At 44.0% G+C, this 18,537-nt stretch carries 21 protein-coding genes and 1 tRNA gene; 11 read left to right on the top strand and 11 right to left on the bottom strand.

Annotated elements, in window-relative coordinates; genetic code table 11:
• Positions 1 to 40: 40 nt before the first annotated feature.
• On the bottom strand, positions 41 to 1,534 hold the full coding sequence (locus HMPREF2794_RS13405; protein WP_022301003.1) for a methyltransferase RsmF C-terminal domain-like protein: 1,494 nt from the start codon (positions 1,532 to 1,534) through the stop codon (positions 41 to 43).
• 108 nt (positions 1,535 to 1,642) lie between these two features.
• Here HMPREF2794_RS13405 and HMPREF2794_RS13400 point away from each other — a divergent pair, with 108 nt between their 5' ends.
• The 6 genes from HMPREF2794_RS13400 (at position 1,643) to HMPREF2794_RS13375 (ending at position 6,774) form a co-directional block, all read left to right on the top strand.
• Positions 1,643 to 2,488, top strand: a complete 846-nt coding sequence (locus HMPREF2794_RS13400; protein WP_010539276.1) for a DUF6249 domain-containing protein — start codon at positions 1,643 to 1,645, stop codon at positions 2,486 to 2,488.
• Positions 2,485 to 3,033 carry an RNA polymerase sigma factor gene (locus tag HMPREF2794_RS13395; protein ID WP_010539277.1) on the top strand — a complete coding sequence of 183 codons (549 nt, stop codon included), beginning with the start codon at positions 2,485 to 2,487 and terminating at the stop codon, positions 3,031 to 3,033. Before HMPREF2794_RS13400 ends, HMPREF2794_RS13395 begins: the two co-directional genes overlap by 4 nt.
• Positions 3,017 to 3,346 carry a DUF5056 domain-containing protein gene (locus HMPREF2794_RS13390; RefSeq protein WP_010539278.1) on the top strand — a complete coding sequence of 110 codons (330 nt, stop codon included), beginning with the start codon at positions 3,017 to 3,019 and terminating at the stop codon, positions 3,344 to 3,346. The genes HMPREF2794_RS13395 and HMPREF2794_RS13390 overlap by 17 nt, the downstream gene beginning before the upstream one ends.
• Before the next feature lie 821 nt (positions 3,347 to 4,167).
• Positions 4,168 to 5,439 carry a cardiolipin synthase gene (cls, locus tag HMPREF2794_RS13385; protein WP_010539279.1) on the top strand — a complete coding sequence of 424 codons (1,272 nt, stop codon included), beginning with the start codon at positions 4,168 to 4,170 and terminating at the stop codon, positions 5,437 to 5,439.
• A gap of 37 nt (positions 5,440 to 5,476) precedes the next feature.
• Positions 5,477 to 6,271 carry a thymidylate synthase gene (locus HMPREF2794_RS13380; protein ID WP_010539280.1) on the top strand — a complete coding sequence of 265 codons (795 nt, stop codon included), beginning with the start codon at positions 5,477 to 5,479 and terminating at the stop codon, positions 6,269 to 6,271.
• Between the two features lie 8 nt (positions 6,272 to 6,279).
• Positions 6,280 to 6,774 carry a dihydrofolate reductase gene (locus tag HMPREF2794_RS13375; RefSeq protein ID WP_070751664.1) on the top strand — a complete coding sequence of 165 codons (495 nt, stop codon included), beginning with the start codon at positions 6,280 to 6,282 and terminating at the stop codon, positions 6,772 to 6,774.
• Between the two features lie 18 nt (positions 6,775 to 6,792).
• On the opposite strand, the gene HMPREF2794_RS13370 is transcribed toward HMPREF2794_RS13375, so the two are convergent.
• Positions 6,793 to 7,272 carry an Lrp/AsnC family transcriptional regulator gene (locus HMPREF2794_RS13370; protein WP_008761061.1) on the bottom strand — a complete coding sequence of 160 codons (480 nt, stop codon included), beginning with the start codon at positions 7,270 to 7,272 and terminating at the stop codon, positions 6,793 to 6,795.
• A gap of 152 nt (positions 7,273 to 7,424) precedes the next feature.
• Between HMPREF2794_RS13370 and HMPREF2794_RS13365 the strand changes: the two genes are divergently transcribed.
• Positions 7,425 to 8,702 carry an IgA Peptidase M64 gene (locus HMPREF2794_RS13365; RefSeq protein ID WP_070751663.1) on the top strand — a complete coding sequence of 426 codons (1,278 nt, stop codon included), beginning with the start codon at positions 7,425 to 7,427 and terminating at the stop codon, positions 8,700 to 8,702.
• A gap of 139 nt (positions 8,703 to 8,841) precedes the next feature.
• Positions 8,842 to 9,378, top strand: a complete 537-nt coding sequence (locus HMPREF2794_RS13360; protein ID WP_010539283.1) for a GNAT family N-acetyltransferase — start codon at positions 8,842 to 8,844, stop codon at positions 9,376 to 9,378.
• 110 nt (positions 9,379 to 9,488) lie between these two features.
• Here HMPREF2794_RS13360 and HMPREF2794_RS13355 read toward each other — a convergent pair whose 3' ends face one another.
• The 9 genes from HMPREF2794_RS13355 to HMPREF2794_RS13315 form a co-directional block, all read right to left on the bottom strand.
• A complete protein-coding gene (locus tag HMPREF2794_RS13355; protein ID WP_010539284.1) occupies positions 9,489 to 9,959 on the bottom strand; it encodes an ExbD/TolR family protein in 471 nt (156 codons plus the stop codon).
• 3 nt (positions 9,960 to 9,962) lie between these two features.
• Positions 9,963 to 10,553: an ExbD/TolR family protein gene (locus tag HMPREF2794_RS13350; protein WP_010539285.1), complete on the bottom strand. Its 591-nt coding sequence runs from the start codon at positions 10,551 to 10,553 to the stop codon at positions 9,963 to 9,965.
• A 35-nt stretch (positions 10,554 to 10,588) separates the two neighbouring features.
• Positions 10,589 to 11,074: a hypothetical protein gene (locus HMPREF2794_RS13345; RefSeq protein ID WP_070751662.1), complete on the bottom strand. Its 486-nt coding sequence runs from the start codon at positions 11,072 to 11,074 to the stop codon at positions 10,589 to 10,591.
• A gap of 6 nt (positions 11,075 to 11,080) precedes the next feature.
• Complete coding sequence (locus HMPREF2794_RS13340; RefSeq protein ID WP_008766463.1) at positions 11,081 to 11,884, bottom strand: MotA/TolQ/ExbB proton channel family protein; 804 nt, start codon at positions 11,882 to 11,884, stop codon at positions 11,081 to 11,083.
• A gap of 75 nt (positions 11,885 to 11,959) precedes the next feature.
• Positions 11,960 to 12,047 (bottom strand) — tRNA-Ser (locus tag HMPREF2794_RS13335).
• Positions 12,048 to 12,167: 120 nt separating this feature from the next.
• Positions 12,168 to 12,944: a TatD family hydrolase gene (locus HMPREF2794_RS13330; RefSeq protein WP_055271443.1), complete on the bottom strand. Its 777-nt coding sequence runs from the start codon at positions 12,942 to 12,944 to the stop codon at positions 12,168 to 12,170.
• On the bottom strand, positions 12,938 to 13,654 hold the full coding sequence (locus HMPREF2794_RS13325; RefSeq protein ID WP_022302133.1) for a hypothetical protein: 717 nt from the start codon (positions 13,652 to 13,654) through the stop codon (positions 12,938 to 12,940). Before HMPREF2794_RS13325 ends, HMPREF2794_RS13330 begins: the two co-directional genes overlap by 7 nt.
• Before the next feature lie 15 nt (positions 13,655 to 13,669).
• Positions 13,670 to 14,644, bottom strand: a complete 975-nt coding sequence (locus HMPREF2794_RS13320; protein WP_055271445.1) for a polyprenyl synthetase family protein — start codon at positions 14,642 to 14,644, stop codon at positions 13,670 to 13,672.
• 70 nt (positions 14,645 to 14,714) lie between these two features.
• Positions 14,715 to 15,398 carry an energy transducer TonB gene (locus HMPREF2794_RS13315; RefSeq protein ID WP_010539290.1) on the bottom strand — a complete coding sequence of 228 codons (684 nt, stop codon included), beginning with the start codon at positions 15,396 to 15,398 and terminating at the stop codon, positions 14,715 to 14,717.
• Positions 15,399 to 15,619: 221 nt separating this feature from the next.
• Between HMPREF2794_RS13315 and cmk the strand changes: the two genes are divergently transcribed.
• The 3 genes from cmk to pfkA all read left to right on the top strand — a co-directional run bounded on the left by cmk (position 15,620) and on the right by pfkA (position 18,350).
• Entirely contained in the window at positions 15,620 to 16,309 is a 690-nt protein-coding gene (cmk, locus tag HMPREF2794_RS13310) for a (d)CMP kinase (RefSeq protein WP_010539291.1), read from the top strand.
• An 18-nt stretch (positions 16,310 to 16,327) separates the two neighbouring features.
• Positions 16,328 to 17,197 carry a 4-hydroxy-3-methylbut-2-enyl diphosphate reductase gene (locus HMPREF2794_RS13305; protein ID WP_010539292.1) on the top strand — a complete coding sequence of 290 codons (870 nt, stop codon included), beginning with the start codon at positions 16,328 to 16,330 and terminating at the stop codon, positions 17,195 to 17,197.
• A 172-nt stretch (positions 17,198 to 17,369) separates the two neighbouring features.
• Positions 17,370 to 18,350, top strand: a complete 981-nt coding sequence (gene pfkA / locus HMPREF2794_RS13300; protein ID WP_008761048.1) for a 6-phosphofructokinase — start codon at positions 17,370 to 17,372, stop codon at positions 18,348 to 18,350.
• Positions 18,351 to 18,537 lie beyond the last annotated feature (187 nt).

The following is an 18,537-nucleotide window of genomic DNA, read 5'->3' as shown; positions in this document are numbered from 1 at the left end:
TGTGCAGCGTGATAGCGCAGCCCATTCTTCATTCTTCATTTTAAAAAGTCCGTATCTCCTCCGGCAAATACCCGCTACGGATGCGCCATTCCTGCGGATAAAGATTATTGGCCCGATTACCGATATTCTTCACAAATCCGAGAGGAATATTCCGGTAAGTAAGCAATACATAACCGCGAGGGGCTGTTTCCGACAAGGCGATAGCCTCTTTTCGTAAATAAGCGATAGCTTGTTCATAACTCACTTCTTCCGTATCAAAAGCATCCTGCCGCAAAAGTGAAGCACTCATAGCCAACGCATGAGCAGGACTCAGATCCTTTCCCTTCACCTCACCTATCAGTACACCTGCCTGCACCACTTTCAAATACTGCTTCATGGCAGCCAGCTCATCCATATATTGCTGCGGAAAGGCTTTTACCTCTTTTTCTTCCGCCAACAGAGCATATCTTTCAGCATTTTCACTGTTCAGCCAACTGCCTGCCAACGTCCTATTTTCTTTCGAAACAGGAGAAGAAGTCACCGCCCCTCCTTTCTTATCTTTCTTCTTTGCAGCCTTCACTTTGGAAAAAGAAAATACAACATTCTCCTCCTCTTCCACTTCCGGTTTGCGAAGTGCGGCCAAAAAGAAACCTTCGCCTTTTGTCTTATGGGGAAGGAAATGATAGACAGGAAAACTCTTCAGAAACTCGCCCTCTCCATTGAGTAAATTCCCCGTTATATTCCATTCTTCCCGGACATCCAAAGGCAGCAGTTCGGCACCAAACTCTTCCTGAATCCAGCGTACGTTCTCTTCATCTTCTTTGGTATTATAGGTACACGTACTATATATCAATATACCTCCCGGTTTCAGACAAGGCCAGATGTCCGCAATAATCCGCCGCTGACGCTGCCAGCAGATTTCTACGTTTTCCGGGCTCCACTCCTCCACAGCTACGGGATCTTTACGAAACATTCCCTCACCCGAACAGGGTACATCAGTCAGAATGACGTCAAAGAAAGACGAAAGTGCTGAGAAATCAGCCGGATCATTGTTGGTTACGACCACATCCGGATGCCCCCACTTAGTCAGATTCTCCGCCAGCACCTGAGAACGGTTTCGGATCACCTCATTCGCCACGAGCAGACTTCCTTCGGGAAGCACACTACGCGCATGAGTAGACTTCCCGCCGGGTGCCGCACAAAGATCGAGCATCATCACCGGAGCATTGACATATTGCCGCAACACCTGCTCCACAAACATGGACGACGCCTCCTGCACGTAATAACAACCGGCATGAAACAACGGATCGAACGTAAACGTCAGACGCTCATCAAGGTAGTAGCCGTCGGATGCCCAAAGAACTTTGTTTAATGAAGAATGATGAATGAAGAATGAAGAATGGGCTGCGCCGGCATTTTGTGAAAGTGCTCCCAACTTTTCATTCAATCGAATGCTGACAGGAGGTTCTTGCTGCAAGGCGACAGCCAGTTTTTCATATTCTTCGTTGCCCAGCAAGGCGCGGGTATAGTCGATAAAAGAAGCGGGTAAATTCATTTTTCATTTATTAATTCCTGCAAATATCAAAAATATTTCGTCTCTTTGCAACTTTCTGACATACGAACTACGTCTAACAGACAAAGAAACAAATAAAAAAATAATCATATGAAACGAATTGTAATTGCTTTACTGGTCCTGATGACCATTTTTTCTCTGGCAAATGCCCAGAAACAGACCACTGTTATCAACGATTCTACCGGAAACGTAAAAGTGACCGTGACCAAGGACAAAGATGCAAAAACAAATGCCGGCAACACTGCCGTGACAGTGGTCGGCATGGATGACGAAGACGCCGATACCACCCATGTAAGTACAAGCAAAGCGAGCACCCCTCGCGGACCGCACGGAAAAGCAAGTATCTCCATCGTTTCTGACGATGACGACTTCCCGTTCAATAATTTCGGAAATGCAGTCGGAGGAGGCATTCTGGTAGCCATTATCAGCATCATTGCCATTTTCGGAATGCCAGTATTCATCATATTTGTAGTCTTCTTCTTCCGCTACAAGAACCGGAAGGCACGTTATCGCCTTGCCGAACAGGCACTTGCAGCCGGACAGCCGCTGCCGGAAGGATTCATCCGGGAAAGCAAACCGACGGATCAACGCACGCAAGGTATCAGAAACACCTTCACAGGCATCGGACTCTTCATATTCCTCTGGGCGATTACCGGCGAATTCGGAATCGGAGCGATCGGACTGCTCGTTATGTTCATGGGAATCGGGCAATGGCTGGTCGGCTACAAACAACAAAATAACCAAGAGTCCACCTACCGGACCTCATTCACAGACAGAGAGAAAAACGGCAGGAACACCGGAACCGGCAATTTCAACACTCGCTTCACCGAAGAAAAAAACGAAGCTGTCAATACAGAGTCAGAGTCCGCCACCGAGAGGAACGAAACAAGAATCCCGGAGAAAAACGACGAAGAGAAGAACGAAGAAAATAAATGAGCCAACTCAACGATATATCACTAGTCGCACAGGTCGTGGTGTTCAAAAACACCAGGGCCTTCGACCAGTTGGTGCAAAAGTACCAGTCGCCTGTCAGACGTTTCTTCCTGCATCTGACCTGCGGTGACAACGAATTGAGTGACGATCTGGCGCAAGATACCTTCATCAAAGCATACACCAATCTGGCTTCTTTCCGAAACTTGTCGAGTTTCTCTACGTGGCTGTATCGTATTGCTTATAATATATTTTATGACTATATTCGCAGCCGAAAGGAGATGGCGGACCTGGATACCAGGGAAGTAGACGCTGCCAACTACACGGAACAAGCGAACATAGGGCAGACAATGGATGTTTATCAGTCACTCAAATCGCTGAAGGAAGTGGAACGAACCTGCATCACGCTGTTTTACATGGAAGATGTAAGCATCGACAAGATTGCAGGAATCATGGGAATACCGGCAGGAACAGTGAAAAGCCACCTGTCGCGTGGAAAAGAGAAATTAGCAACGTATTTAACAAGAAACGGTTATGACGGAAATAGATAATGATAAACTTCTGAAAGATTTCTTCGCAGAGAACAAGCGGGAAATAGCCGACAACGGATTCAGCCGTCGCGTCATGCACCAACTGCCCGATCGCAGCAATCGACTGGCACGTCTTTGGACGCTATTTGTAATGACAGTAGGAGCAGTGCTCTTCATCACTCTGGGCGGACTGCAAGCTGTATGGGAAACACTGAGGGAAGTACTGATCGGCATGATCAACCACGGTGCAGCCAGCCTCGATCCGAAATCAATCATCATTGCAACGGTCGTCCTGCTTTTCATGGCCGGACGGAAAGTAGTATCGCTGGCATAACAAGCATTGCCGTACCTTGTGCCAACGGCTTGTCACAGTTGTGCCATTGCATTGTCACAGCAGTGCCATCGCGGTGGCACAACTGTGACAGCCCGTTGGCACAACCCTGACACCCGAAGGGAACAGCCGTGACAAACCTTGGCACTGCTGTGACACTACGACGGAAGCAGAAACAGAAAGCTTTGTAAACAGGTAAAGAACTTATTGACACCTATTTACAAAGCTTTTACCGGATCAATCTGAAACCCCGGTTGTTTTCTGATTGTTTCTTTCTGTACGGAAATGAACAAAATTATAAATTGAGGATTAGGCACGGATTACACGGATTAACACGGTTGTTTTACGTAATCATAGCACTAAAACCGTGAAATCCGTGTAATCCGTGCCTAAATATATTCTTTTCCGATTCGTTTTGAATCGACTTTAGACATAAGAACAAAAGAACATATTTCCTGCATAGCTTTTATAGCAAATTTGTTCTTTGGGGCTTATGTCTAAAAAAAGAATCATTAGTTCATATCAGCACAGTATGGAGTTCAAACAGGGTTTCCGGACTGCCCCCTTTTACCTTTTCCTTTCCCCCCCAAAAAAAGGAAAAAACAGACGAGTGCTTATTACATCGGACTCAAGTTATCATTGAAGAAACATTAGAATAGAGAGCAGTCTGATCAGCTCCTATTACACCGGGCTCCGTTATTATTGAAAAGATTCCCTGTTGTTTTTTCTGTTAAATTATAATAAATATATCCTTATCTCCCGATAGCTCCAAACATAGATGTTGTATCTTTGTTACCTTGTAAACTAAAATAGCGAGAAGAGTTTTGAAACTACGTATATTTATTTTATTCCTGTTTTTGTCTTTATTCCGTGCTCAAGCGGATGTCATCGACAGTTTGATGACACACCCCAGAGACTCTATAGCCCTGACAAGCGATTCCCTTGTATTACGTTTCTTGTCAGAGTCGGGGATTCCTATATCCGACAATAACAAAGTCAAGCTGCTAAAAAGCGGACGAGAGAAGTTTATCGATTTATTCAGCGCCATCCGTGAGGCCAAACATCATATCCACCTGGAATATTTTAATTTCCGCAACGATTCGATAGCCAATGCGTTATTTGCCCTACTGGCCGAAAAAGTGAAAGAAGGGGTGGAAGTACGGGCCATGTTCGATGCGTTCGGCAACTGGTCGAACAACAAACCGCTCAAAAAAAAGCATCTCAAGAAAATACGCGAACAGGGAATCGAGATTGTCAAATTCGATCCGTTCACCTTCCCATATATCAACCATGCGGCCCACCGCGACCACCGGAAAATAGCCGTTATCGACGGTGAAGTCGCCTATACGGGAGGAATGAACATCGCCGACTATTACATCAACGGACTCCCCAAAATCGGTACATGGCGTGATATGCACATGAGAATCGAAGGGGATGCTGTCAATGATCTGCAAGAAATATTTCTCACCATATGGAACAAAGAGACTAAACAAAACATCGGTGGCGAAGCCTACTTCCCCCTCCACAAGGGACAGTCGGACAGCACCCAGGTAGTAGTCGCCATTGTCGACCGTACACCGAAGAAAAACAGCCGCATGCTCAGTCATGCTTATGCGATGTCCATCTATTCGGCACAAAAGAACGTGCACATCGTCAATCCGTATTTCGTACCGACTTCCTCCATCAACAAAGCGCTCCAGCGTACGATTGAACGTGGTGTAGATGTGACAATCATGGTTTCTTCCGCCTCCGACATCCCGTTTACACCGGATGCCGCCCTCTACAAACTCCATAAACTGATGAAGAGAGGAGCCACTGTATATATGTATAATGGCGGCTTCCATCATTCTAAAATAATGATGGTCGATGACATTTTTTGCACAGTAGGCACCGCCAACCTGAACAGCCGCAGCCTCCGGTACGACTACGAAACGAATGCTTTCATCTTTAACAAGGAAATCACAGGGGAACTGAACGAAATGTTCCGGAACGATATAGAGCATTGTACGCAACTGACACCCGAGTTCTGGAAAAAGCGCTCACCGTGGAAGAAGTTCGTCGGATGGTTTGCCAATTTATTCACTCCATTTTTGTAATTTTGCATCGCACCCATTTATTGGAAAATTATTCGCTATGAAACAATATTTAGATTTACTCCATCGCGTACTAACCGAAGGAACAGAAAAGAGTGACCGCACAGGAACCGGAACGATCAGCGTATTCGGGCATCAGATGCGTTTCAACCTCGACGAGGGTTTCCCATGTCTGACGACTAAAAAACTGCATCTGAAATCAATCATCTACGAGTTGCTCTGGTTTCTGCAAGGGGATACGAATGCGAAATATCTGCAAGAACACGGCGTGCGCATCTGGAACGAATGGGCGGACGAAAACGGTGACTTAGGACATATCTATGGCTATCAATGGCGTTCGTGGCCCGACTACGACGGTGGATTCATCGACCAGATCAGCGAAGCCGTAGAGACCATCAAGCACAATCCCGACTCCCGCCGTATCATTGTAAGTGCTTGGAATGTAGCTGATTTAAAGAATATGAATCTTCCTCCTTGCCATGCCTTCTTCCAGTTTTATGTGGCAGACGGTCGGCTGAGCCTGCAACTTTATCAGCGCAGCGCGGACATATTTCTCGGAGTTCCGTTCAACATCGCATCATACGCGCTCCTGTTGCAAATGATGGCGCAAGTAACAGGACTGAAACCGGGAGACTTCATTCATACACTCGGTGATGCCCATATCTACCTGAACCATCTGGAACAGGTTAAATTACAGCTCAGCCGCGAACCACGCGCATTGCCTCAAATGAAGATTAATCCGGATGTGAAGAGTATTTACGACTTTAAGTTCGAAGACTTCGAACTGGTGAATTACGACCCGCATCCACATATTGCCGGAATAGTAGCGGTATAAAAAAAGACATGAGTAAAGTATCAATCATCGCCGCCGTAGACCGTCGAATGGCTATCGGCTTTCAGAATAAACTGCTTTTCTGGTTGCCCAACGACTTGAAACGTTTCAAAGCATTGACCACCGGAAACACGATTATCATGGGAAGAAAGACCTTCGAATCGCTCCCGAAAGGGGCACTGCCCAACCGCAGGAACATTGTGTTATCCTCCCGACCGGAAACAGTATGTCCCGGCGCAGAAGTCTTTCCATCACTGGAAGCAGCCTTGCAAAGTTGCAAGGAAGACGAGCATATATATATCCTCGGAGGCGCAAGCGTTTATAGACAGGCACTTCCCTTTGCCGATGAGCTTTGTCTGACGGAAATAAATGACCTTGCCCCCGAAGCTGATGCCTTCTTCCCGGAAGTATCTCCCGCTCAATGGCACGAAAAAAGCAGAGAGGCTCATCCTGTGGATGAGAAACATCTCTGCCCGTATGCTTTTGTAGATTACGTGAAACAGTAAGTCTGTTATTTAATACAATTAATCTTCATCTTCTATGTCGACCATAATGGGCATCTGCCGCTTTATGGCTTCATGGAAGGAGATCAATGTCTCAGTACGCGCCAATCCCAGAGGCTGCAACTTATCATGGATGATACTCAACAAGTGGTGATTGTTCTTCGCGTAAATCTTGATAAACATATCATATTTACCTGTAGTGAAATGACATTCGACTACTTCCGGAATTGCTTCCAAAGCTCTTGTTACCGAATCAAAGGATTCCGGATCTTTCAGATATATACCGATATAAGCACAAGTTTCATATCCTATCTTCTCAGGATCGATGACATATTCCGACCCTTTCAATATTCCCAGATTAGTCAACTTCTGAATGCGCTGGTGGATAGCCGCCCCGGAAACGTTACATGCTCTGGCTACTTCCAGAAAAGGAATACGCGCGTTCCCTGCTATTAATTTCAGAATTTGCTCATCTAAAGCATCTAATTGATGATGTCCCATTTTTGAATCAAATTGTTTTAATCAATGAATCTTTCATGCAAAGTTAGCTATTTTTCGGCAACAAATACTATGATTTATTACTTTTATTTGCAAATATCGAATAAGTCAACAATAGTTCGTACCTTTGTGAAAAACATAAATATACTATTTATATGAAACAAATTTGCAGTATTCTTCTTTTTTTCCTGGCATCAGCAGGAAGTTATGCGCAAAACTTTGCAGATTATTTTCAGGATAAAACGCTGAGGGTGGACTACATTTTCACCGGAAACAATAAACAGCAAGCCATCTATCTGGATGAGTTATCACAACTTCCTTCCTGGGCAGGTCGTGAGCATCATTTGTCCGAGCTTCCGCTGGAAGGCAACGGGCAGATCATCGTAAAAGATCTCGCTACGGGACAATGTATTTATAAGCATTCCTTTTCTTCACTGTTTCAAGAGTGGTTGTCCACCGATGAAGCCAAAGAAACGGCACGGGGCTTCGAAAACAGTTTCTTACTTCCCTATCCCAAACAGCCGGCAGAAGTAGAAGTTGTTCTATTTACTCCCCGCAAGGAAGTGATGACCAGTTTTAAGCATATTGTCCGCCCGGAAGATATTTTGATTCACAAACGCGGAACAACACATGTCACCCCACATCGATACATGCTTCGCAGCGGTAACGAAAAAGAGTGCATAGATGTAGCTATCTTGGCAGAGGGATATACGGAAAAAGAAATGAATGTATTCTATCAGGATGCGCAGAAAGCCTGTGAAAGCCTGTTTTCTCATGAACCATTCCGGTCAATGAAAAACAAGTTCAACATAGTGGCTGTAGCCAGCCCGTCTGTTGACAGCGGAGTCAGTGTGCCCCGCGAGAATCAATGGAAGCACACGGCTGTTCATTCCCATTTTGATACTTTTTACTCAGACCGTTATCTGACTACAAGCCGGGTGAAAGCCATCCATAATGCCTTGGCAGGTATTCCTTACGAACACATTATTATTCTTGCCAATACAGATGTGTACGGTGGAGGAGGAATCTACAACTCATATACGCTGACTACTGCTCACCATGCCATGTTCAAGCCAGTAGTAGTCCACGAATTCGGACATAGTTTTGCGGGCTTGGCGGATGAGTATTTTTATGAAGACGATGTAATGACGGACACCTATCCGCTGGATGTAGAACCATGGGAACAAAATATCAGTACGCGGGTAAACTTCGCCTCAAAATGGAAGGATATGCTTGCACCGAATACACCTGTCCCCACCCCTGCCACACAACACCAAAGCTATCCGGTAGGTGTATATGAAGGCGGTGGTTACTCAGCCAAAGGCATATACCGTCCCGCATTCAATTGCCGTATGAAAACGAACGAATATCCCGAATTTTGCCCGGTCTGCCGGCGTGCTATCCAACGGATTATCGAGTTCTATGTTCCTTAGTCACAGGCAGTCATAAGAATTCGATCAGAAATCTTATGTATCCGATATAAAAAAACAACCGATATAAAAACAACCGGTATAAAAACAACTAATATAATAACAGAAAAGCAATATTGTCAAACTTAAAAACCCAAACCGTATGATCAGATTTCAACCGATTACTACATCGGACGTGCAACATTACAAATTTATGGAAGAACTTCTTGTCGAATCGTTTCCACCGGAAGAATACCGCCAACTGGAGCATCTTCGTGAATACACAGACCGGATAGGCAACTTCCATAATAATATCATTTTTGATGATGACCTGCCTATCGGCTTTATCACATATTGGGACTTTGACAGATTCTACTATGTAGAGCATTTCGCCACCAATCCGGCATTGCGCAACGGAGGTTACGGCAAACGCACTTTAGAGCACCTGTGTGAACACCTAAAATACCCCATTGTTCTGGAAGTGGAACGCCCGGTAGAGGAGATGGCTAAACGCCGTATCAATTTCTACCAACGCCATGGATTCACACTTTGGGAAAAAGATTACTATCAACCACCCTACAAAGCAGGAGATGACTTCCTGCCCATGTATCTGATGGTGCACGGTAATCTGGATGCAGAAAAGGATTATGAAGAAATAAGACATAAACTTCACACAGTAGTTTATGGAGTCAAAGAATAAAGCAACTTGAAATATAAGTTCAGGCAAAACCTGACAAAATACAAACAGCATCAAAAAAGAAAGGGTGTCCAATTGCTTGGACACCCTTTCTTATATATCAAATTAACTGTTTATTTCTCACCACGTTTAGTAGACGAATAGTTAATCTTCAAAGCGTAAGATTTTCTAAGAGCATTCTTCACGTCAGTGATAATACCCATTTTTGTTTTTTGGTCTACTTTCAGAGACACAGTCATCTTAGCTTGGTCACCCTCATTCATACTTGCGCGTTCCTGGAAAATGAAGTCTTGTACTTCGCCCACTTCAGCGTAGCTGTCGTTGAGCTGAATACGACTTTCAGTACCCATTTTCGCACGATATTCCTGAGTCGGTTCACCCACATAAATGAATGTTACCAGTGATTTCTTCTCCAGTTTTTCGAGCTCAGTACCTTCCGGAAGTGTGAACTGTACTTTTAAAGTAACCTCACGCATTGTTGTTACAATCATAAAGAAGAACAACAAAGTAAAGATAAGGTCAGGCAATGAAGAAGTATTCAATGCCGGCATTTCACGTTTACCAGTTTTATTAAATTTTCCCATTACTTACCTCCTTTCTCCGTATTTTTTAGGTTCTGCCTCAGAAATTCTCTGCGGATAGATTTCACGAATTGCTTTTTGCTGTTCGTCATTCAATTCCTCATAAGGTCTCTGCCATTTCTGAAGAGCTAATTCATTTCTCAATTCATTGTATGCAGCAACAAGTTCGTTCTGCACGCTGATATATGCCTGATAAGAAGACCCGCGGTCATTCTGCAAAGAAATTACGTGCTTGTCGTTAACGAGAGTCGTACCAAAAAATTCCACATTCTTCTGTGTCTTTTCAGGCATATGCTCCGCATTACCGGCATTCGCAATAAATTCTTTAGCTCTTTCTCTCAGCTGATCAACACCGATATAATCATTACCGCACATCAAAGCATCATCCTTATTCAAGTATACCTGCAAAATGTTACGTTCTTTAATCTTATCCGTATTCTTTTGATCTTGATCTTCGGGTGGTGGAGGCAAAAGTCTTGCCAAACCACGGTCTGTATCCATTGATGTTGTAATCAAGAAGAAGATCAGCAACAAGAAAGCGATATCCGCCGTAGAACTTGAGTTAATATCAGGAACTTTTCTTTTTCCTCTTGCCATTGTTATTACTTATTAAATTGAGTATCCTCAATTGATTATGATATTTTTTTCTTTATGCCACTCGCGATGATTGCAACGATTGTTACAAACAACAGGATGTAGATGGAATAAAGGAACATATCAGTTATTTTCAGCCAGAAAGGAACGTTGTCACTACCATCATAACCAGGAATATTCATCGGTGTTCCGTCACCCATAGCCCAAGCTACAACTAAAACAACAACCAAAAGAACCAAACCAAGCAAAGACTTGATAGCGCCTGCCGGATTATCTTTCAAAGCTGCACCAAATTGGAATACAGCAGCAATAATAGTGGCTGCAACAGCTAAACCAAACAAAACATACATCAAGTAGAGTAAGGCATCTGTTTGAGCCGGCTGCCACATTTCGGGATCTACTCCCGGAATTACTGCATCGCCTGTAGCGTCTCCTCCGAAGAAGAAGACACCCATTACGATCAGTATGATGGCAAACATCGCATACAGCGCGTAGTACGATGCTTTATATGTTAACTTACTCATTTCGAATTATTTTTTGTATTTCAGATCATATTTGATTACCATGTCAAGCAAAGAGATAGAAGAATCTTCCATTTCGCTTGTAAGAGCTTCAATCTTAGCAAGTACGTAGTTGTAGAATACCTGAAGAATCAAAGCAACGATCAAACCGAAGATAGTTGTAATCAAGGCAACTTTCATACCACCTGCAACAACCGTCGGAGAGATATCACCTACCTGCTGGATCTTATCAAATGCCTGCACCATACCGATTACAGTTCCCAAGAATCCGAGTGACGGAGCCATTGCGATAAACAGTGTGATCCATGAACATCCTTTTTCAAGGTAACCAGCCTGTACACCACCGTAAGATACTACTGACTTCTCAACTACGTCGATACCCTGGTCGATTCTCATCAAACCCTGATAGTAGATAGAAGCAACAGGACCTCTGGTGTTACGTGCGATGTCTTTAGCAGCTTCAACATCACCTTTTTCCAAAGCAGCTTCGATAGATGCCATGAATTTTTTTGTGTTGATTTCAGCCAAGCTCAAATAGATGATACGTTCGATACAGAAAGCCAAACCGATTACCAAAGCAATAGCAACCAAACTCATGAAAGATGCAGTACCTTCGATGAATTTAACTTTGATTTCTTTGTGAATACCACCTTCTTCTGCAGCAGGGGCAGCAGCCGGAGCAGCTTGAGCAGCAGCAGGAGCAGCTTGTTGTTCAGTTTGTTCTGCAGCAGGAGCGTCTTGAGCCTGAGCAAGTTGAATTGAGCCAAATGTAAAGGCCCCAATCACAGCAACAATTGCAAATAACTTTTTCATTGTGTGTCTAATTTTTAAGATTAATTAATTGATTATTATTTATTGTATTTACTTCACGTTTCAACTTTTGTTCTGCGGAGAGACGGGGATTCGAACCCCGGATACACTTTTGGCGTATACACGCTTTCCAGGCGTGCCTCTTCAACCACTCGAGCACCTCTCCTTATGAGTTTTCCGCATTTTCAGCTACAAATGTATCCTTTTTTTTCTTTTCCTAAAGCATTATCCCTTTTTTATCTTAAATAAATACTGCAAATTAATATAATTTAAAACCTTTGGAACCTTATTTGACCATTCCGAACACTTTTAGTGCATTTTCGGAAGTGGCTTGTGAAAGGTGCTCCGGGGTGGTCTGATATATTTCAACCAGCTTCAGGAAGGTATCGCGCACATTCGCGCTTTCATTTCTTTTTCCCCGATTGGGTACAGGGGTCAGATAGGGGGAATCCGTTTCAAGCACTATTCGCTCCAAAGGTACCGTCAACAAGGCTTCCGGCAGAGAGGATTTCTTGAAGGTGACCACTCCGTTGATTCCCAACATAAAACCGTCAAACTCCAGTAATCGGGCTGCTTCTTCCGCACTCCCGGTGAAACTATGAAAAATACCGGTCAAAGCTGTGTTTTTATAAGGTTGCATCACCTTATATATATAGTCGGATGCTTCCCGCGAATGGATCACAATAGGTAATTTATATTCGAGCGCCCACTCTATCTGTTTCTCAAAAACGTACAATTGTTCGTTCAAAAATGTTTTATCCCAATACAAGTCAAGTCCGATTTCTCCAATGGCCACAAAGTGATGAGGGGCTTCCAAACGCTCCCGGACAATTGCCATCTCCTGTTTATACGACTCGTTCACCGAAGTAGGATGGAGCCCGATCATCGGATAACAATATTCCGGATAATCCGCGCAGACCGACAGCATCGGTTCAATTGTCGTACTGTCAATATTGGGCATGAAAATACGCGAAACGCCGGCTTGCCGCGCACGCTCCATTACCTGTGGCAGGTCATCGGAAAATTCTTCTAAAAACAGATGGGAATGAGTATCTATTAACATGATAATTCGCTTTCTTCTTTCACTTTCTCATTGGAGCGGTAATAATATACCAGCCCATAGTCACGACATTTTTCCAATCGGGTTTCATTGGGATTTATTCCCTGAAACTTGGCTTCCACCTGATTCCATATATCCAGAATCAGTTCATCAGCACGGTCACGCATCGAGGCCAACTCATCCAAGCTCCGGTTTGTTGCGGACTGGTATCCTTTCTGACGTTCATAGCTATCCAGAAAAATATCGTAATGCACTTTTACGCGTGCAATAGTCGGGTTATAAATGGGGATTCCCCCTTGAGAGATTCGCCGCTGCTCGCCATCAATAATTTTCCTCCCCCACTCTACCAAAGATGCTTCGCTTAATAAATCCGGCACCACATTCGCTTCGGGAAGCCCATACAGTTCTTTATGCACCGGTTTGATCTCATCACGGAGCACTGCAAGATTGAGCACCTGAATAAAGTGAGAAATATACAGCCGTGCCATTCTCACATTCGCCTGATGCTTGCGACTGGCTCTCGACTGATTATCATAACATTGTGTATAGTAAATTTGCGCAGCTTCAAACTTCAACAGAAAATTACGGGCATCAAATAATGTTTTCAATGAGATAGCCAGATCCCGCACATTATACACATCACCCTTCTCGACCGCTGCTTTCAGCGCCCGTACTCTGGCTTGATCCGTATTTGGCAATCGTCTGTAAGGCATTTCTCTCCCACTTTACTACATTTCCCGATACATTAGCAATTTCACTAAACTTTTAAGTTCTTTCTTCTTCTCTCCGGCAACCGCAACTGCCTCAAGGCTTTCCATAGCAAGTGTATAATACTCGCGCATTTTGTTTTCACAAACGCTGCGGATAGCCAGCTGATTATAGATTTCGGTAACTGCGGCTATTTTTTCTGCCGGCTGACAATTCTCTGCATTCAGCCAACCGTTCAGTTCTTCCTGCTGCTTTCCATCTGCACGTTCCAGTGCTTTGATCAGCATGTATGTCTTTTTATTGCAAAGGATGTCTCCACCGATTTTCTTTCCGAACACTTCCGGATCGCCATAAACATCCAGTAAATCATCCTGCAACTGGAATGCAACTCCTATTTGCATTCCGAAATTATAAAGATTCTCCGCGTCAGCGGCAGATGCTCCTGCCAGAATCGCGCCAATCTTCAGGCTTGCGGCAAGCAATACAGCTGTTTTCAAACGAATCATCTCAATATATTCGTCCTCTGCAACATCGCTGCGCGACTCAAATTCCATATCCAACTGCTGTCCTTCACAAATCTCCAATGCAGTCAGACTAAATAAGTCAACAACTTCTTTCAAGTGCTCCGGTGCACAGCCGGCTATATACCGGAAAGCCAATATTAACATGGTATCGCCCGACAAAATAGCAGTATTATCGTTCCAGACTTTATGCACAGTCGGCTTTCCCCGACGCATATCCGAGCGATCCATCAAATCATCATGCAACAAAGTGTGGTTATGATAAACTTCGATACCAGTAGCTGGGTCATAAATAGACGAAATATCTTCCTTATACAGATTATATGCCATCAGCATCAATACAGGACGTATCCGCTTCCCCCCCAAAGAAAGGATGTATTCGATTGGTTCATAGAGTCCTTTCGGAGTCCGGGTTATCTGAAGTTCAGAAATATGGTTATTTATTTTATCAAGTAATTGAGATGCTGTAAACATGATGAAAATGAAGATTAATGAATAAAAAGAGGCTGCATTCGCAGCCTCTTAAATGTATTGGTGTTACAAATTACTGCAATCTGAACATTACAGGAACTGTAAATTTAACGCGAACCGGTTTACCACGCTGCATACCTGGTTTCCACTTCGGCATCGTGTTGATCACACGGAGAGCTTCTTTATCCAGATACGGGTCTACACTACGTACAACTTTTGCATCTACGATACTACCGTCTCTGTTCACAACGAACTGTACGATAACACGACCTTGAGTACCATTTTCCTGTGCGATAGTCGGATATTTAATGTTTTTAGCCAGATACTGCATCAATGCTGCTTGTCCACCCGGGAAGTCCGGCATGTTTTCTACCACTTCAAAGATAGTCTGTTCTTCCGGCTCTTCTTCAACTACTTGCACCGGTACGTATTTTACTTCTACTTTCGGTGTGTTATCCTCATTAAGAATGGTAGTTGATTCTTCAATATCTGCCTTATCATCGACAATTTCCAGCAATTCGGCCACCTTCGGAGCCTCGGGTGGTGGTGGTGCTGCTTGTTCAGGGGTTTCGGTAATAGGAATGATTTCCTCTTCAAAAACGACATCAGCTACTGCCTGGCTTGTATCGATTTTCACATCACGCTGGGTCCATTCGAACGCCACGAACATAAAAGCCAATACCACCACGTAACCGATCAGCAGCCATGTGGACTTCTTTCCTTCCAGGTCTGCCTTGGGTGATTTTTTAACTTCCATAATTTTGTTAATATAATGATTAATAAAAAAAGTGTCTTCCTATGTGTCTCTGGGCAAATATAGTACATTTTCAGATAACCGTCCGTCTCTTCGTCTCTTTTTATCCGGCTTTTTAACTTTTTTAATTCTTTCATACTCATTCAGTTGCTTTTACAGTCAAATCTATGGCGGATTTTCAAAATAAGCGTATCTTTGGCGAGTAAAATAAGAACCAGATAAATATGAAAAAGATAACAATCGCAATCGACGGTTTTTCGTCCTGCGGAAAAAGTACAATGGCCAAAGACCTCGCCCGCGAAGTAGGATACATTTATATAGACAGTGGAGCCATGTACCGCGCAGTCACCTTATATAGTATTGAGAACGGGATATTCGACGGAGATGTCATCGATACGGAGAAGTTGAAAAAAGCAATCAAGGATATTCAGATTTCCTTCCGTCCGAATCCGGAAACGGGACGCCCGGACACTTACCTCAACGGGGTGAATGTGGAGAATAAAATCCGTACAATGGGGGTTTCGTCAAAGGTCAGTCCTATCAGTGCGCTTGATTTTGTACGCGAAGCGATGGTGGCACAGCAGCAGGCCATGGGAAAAGAAAAGGGAATTGTGATGGACGGACGTGACATCGGGACCACCGTTTTTCCGGATGCGGAACTGAAAATATTCGTAACGGCTACTCCGGAGATTCGTGCCCAACGCCGTTTTGACGAACTGAAAGCAAAGGGACAGGAAGGCAGTTTTGAAGAAATTCTGGAAAACGTAAAGCAACGGGATTATATCGACCAGCACCGCGAAGTGAGCCCATTGCGTAAGGCAGATGACGCTTTACTGCTCGACAACTCCAATCTGAGTATTGAGCAACAGAAAGAATGGCTGTCGGAACAGTTCGGGAAAATTGTTAATAAGTAGAGGACAGAAGTTGAGTGTATGATAAAAGTAGAGATAGATGAAGGGTCCGGCTTCTGCTTCGGGGTGGTCACAGCCATCCACAAAGCGGAAGAAGAACTGGCAAAAGGAGAAACCCTCTATTGCCTGGGGGATATTGTACACAACAGCCGGGAAGTAGACAGGCTGAAAGCGATGGGACTGATTACCATCAACCGCGATGAATTCAGACAATTACGCAATGCCAAAGTGTTGCTCCGTGCGCACGGAGAGCCACCGGAAACTTACCAGATTGCCCAAGAAAATAACATTGAAATCATCGATGCTACCTGCCCGGTTGTACTGAGACTCCAAAAGCGCATCAAGCAAGAGTTCCGAAAAGAAGACTTTGAAGAAAAGCAAATTGTTATCTACGGCAAAAACGGTCACGCGGAAGTGCTGGGACTGGTGGGACAAACGGGTGGCCAAGCCATTGTCATCGAAAGTGCGGAAGAAGCCAAAAAGCTTGATTTCAGCAAAAGTATCCGGCTTTTCTCGCAGACCACCAAATCTTTGGATGAGTTTCAGGAGATTGTGGAATACATCAAACACCACATTTCACCGGATGCCACTTTCGAATATTATGATACGATTTGCCGCCAAGTTGCCAACCGTATGCCCAATCTCAGAGAGTTTGCGGCTACACACGATCTTATCTTTTTCGTCAGCGGAAAAAAGAGTTCGAATGGGAAAATGCTTTTTGAAGAATGCCTGAAAGTGAATGCGAACTCACACCTGATCGACAATGAGAAAGAAATCGACCCTTCTTTGCTTCAGAATGTGGAATCTATCGGAGTATGCGGGGCGACTTCCACTCCCAAATGGCTGATGGAAAAAATACATGACCATATCCGGCTATTAATAAAAGATTAACAATGTGTCAAAGGACTGGTATTTTCTCCCTCCCAAAAGAATAAAAAGAAAGAAAGAAGGAACAATTTGAATATTTTTAATGGTTTCGACACACGAAAAAAAACTTATGAAACACCGCTTTCAACTTTTTGTTGTACATTTGCCACGTCAAACTAATTAATGAAAGATTGTTATGGGAACAGTTAAATGTATCGGTATTTTGACTTCCGGAGGTGATGCCCCGGGTATGAATGCGGCTATCCGCGCAGTAACACGTGCGGCTATCTACAACGGACTACAAGTAAAAGGTATATATAGAGGATACAAAGGTCTGGTGACAGGCGAAATCAAAGAGTTCAAGAGCCAAAACGTAAGTAATATCATCCAACTGGGCGGAACGATTCTGAAAACAGCCCGTTGTAAGGAGTTCACTACACCGGAAGGTCGCCAGCTGGCTTATGATAATATGAAGAGAGAAGGCATTGATGCTTTGGTCATCATTGGTGGTGACGGTTCACTGACAGGTGCCCGAATCTTTGCGCAGGAATTTGACGTTCCATGTATCGGACTTCCGGGAACGATTGACAATGACCTCTATGGCACAGATACCACCATCGGATACGATACAGCATTGAATACCATTCTGGATGCAGTAGATAAAATCCGCGACACCGCCACTTCACACGAACGTCTGTTCTTTGTAGAGGTGATGGGACGTGATGCCGGATTCCTCGCACTGAATGGTGCCATCGCGTCGGGAGCTGAAGCAGCCATCATACCGGAATTTAGTACGGAAGTCGACCAACTGGAAGAATTTATCAAGAACGGATTCCGTAAATCAAAAAACAGTAGTATCGTGTTGGTAGCGGAAAGCGAACTGACAGGTGGTGCCATGCACTATGCGGAACGTGTAAAAAATGAATATCCGCAATATGACGTACGTGTAACGATCCTGGGACACTTGCAGCGCGGTGGCAGTCCTACAGCTCACGACCGTATTCTGGCAAGCCGCTTGGGTGCCGCTGCTATCGACGCTATCATGGAAGACCAGCGTAATGTAATGATAGGTATCGAACATGATGAAATCGTTTATGTACCATTCAGCAAGGCTATCAAAAACGATAAGCCGGTCAAGAGAGATCTGGTCAATGTACTGAAAGAACTTTCTATTTAATAGAGACTGTCAATAGAACAGAAGCTTATTTTTATAAAGGTAATATAAAGAACGGTGGACGAATTGAGCTATTCAATTGTCCACCGTTCTTATTTCAATCCATCCTATATCCGGATCAACCCGAAAACCCGGTTGTTTTCAGTTTGTTTCTTTCTGTACAGAAATGAACTAAATTATAAATTGAGGA

The organism is Bacteroides sp. HMSC067B03 (genome assembly GCF_001811315.1).
GTDB classification, from domain to species: Bacteria; Bacteroidota; Bacteroidia; order Bacteroidales; family Bacteroidaceae; genus Bacteroides; species Bacteroides faecis.
The sequence above is the reverse complement of the archived record's forward strand: the minus strand, read 5'-3'. Positions and strand labels throughout refer to the sequence as shown.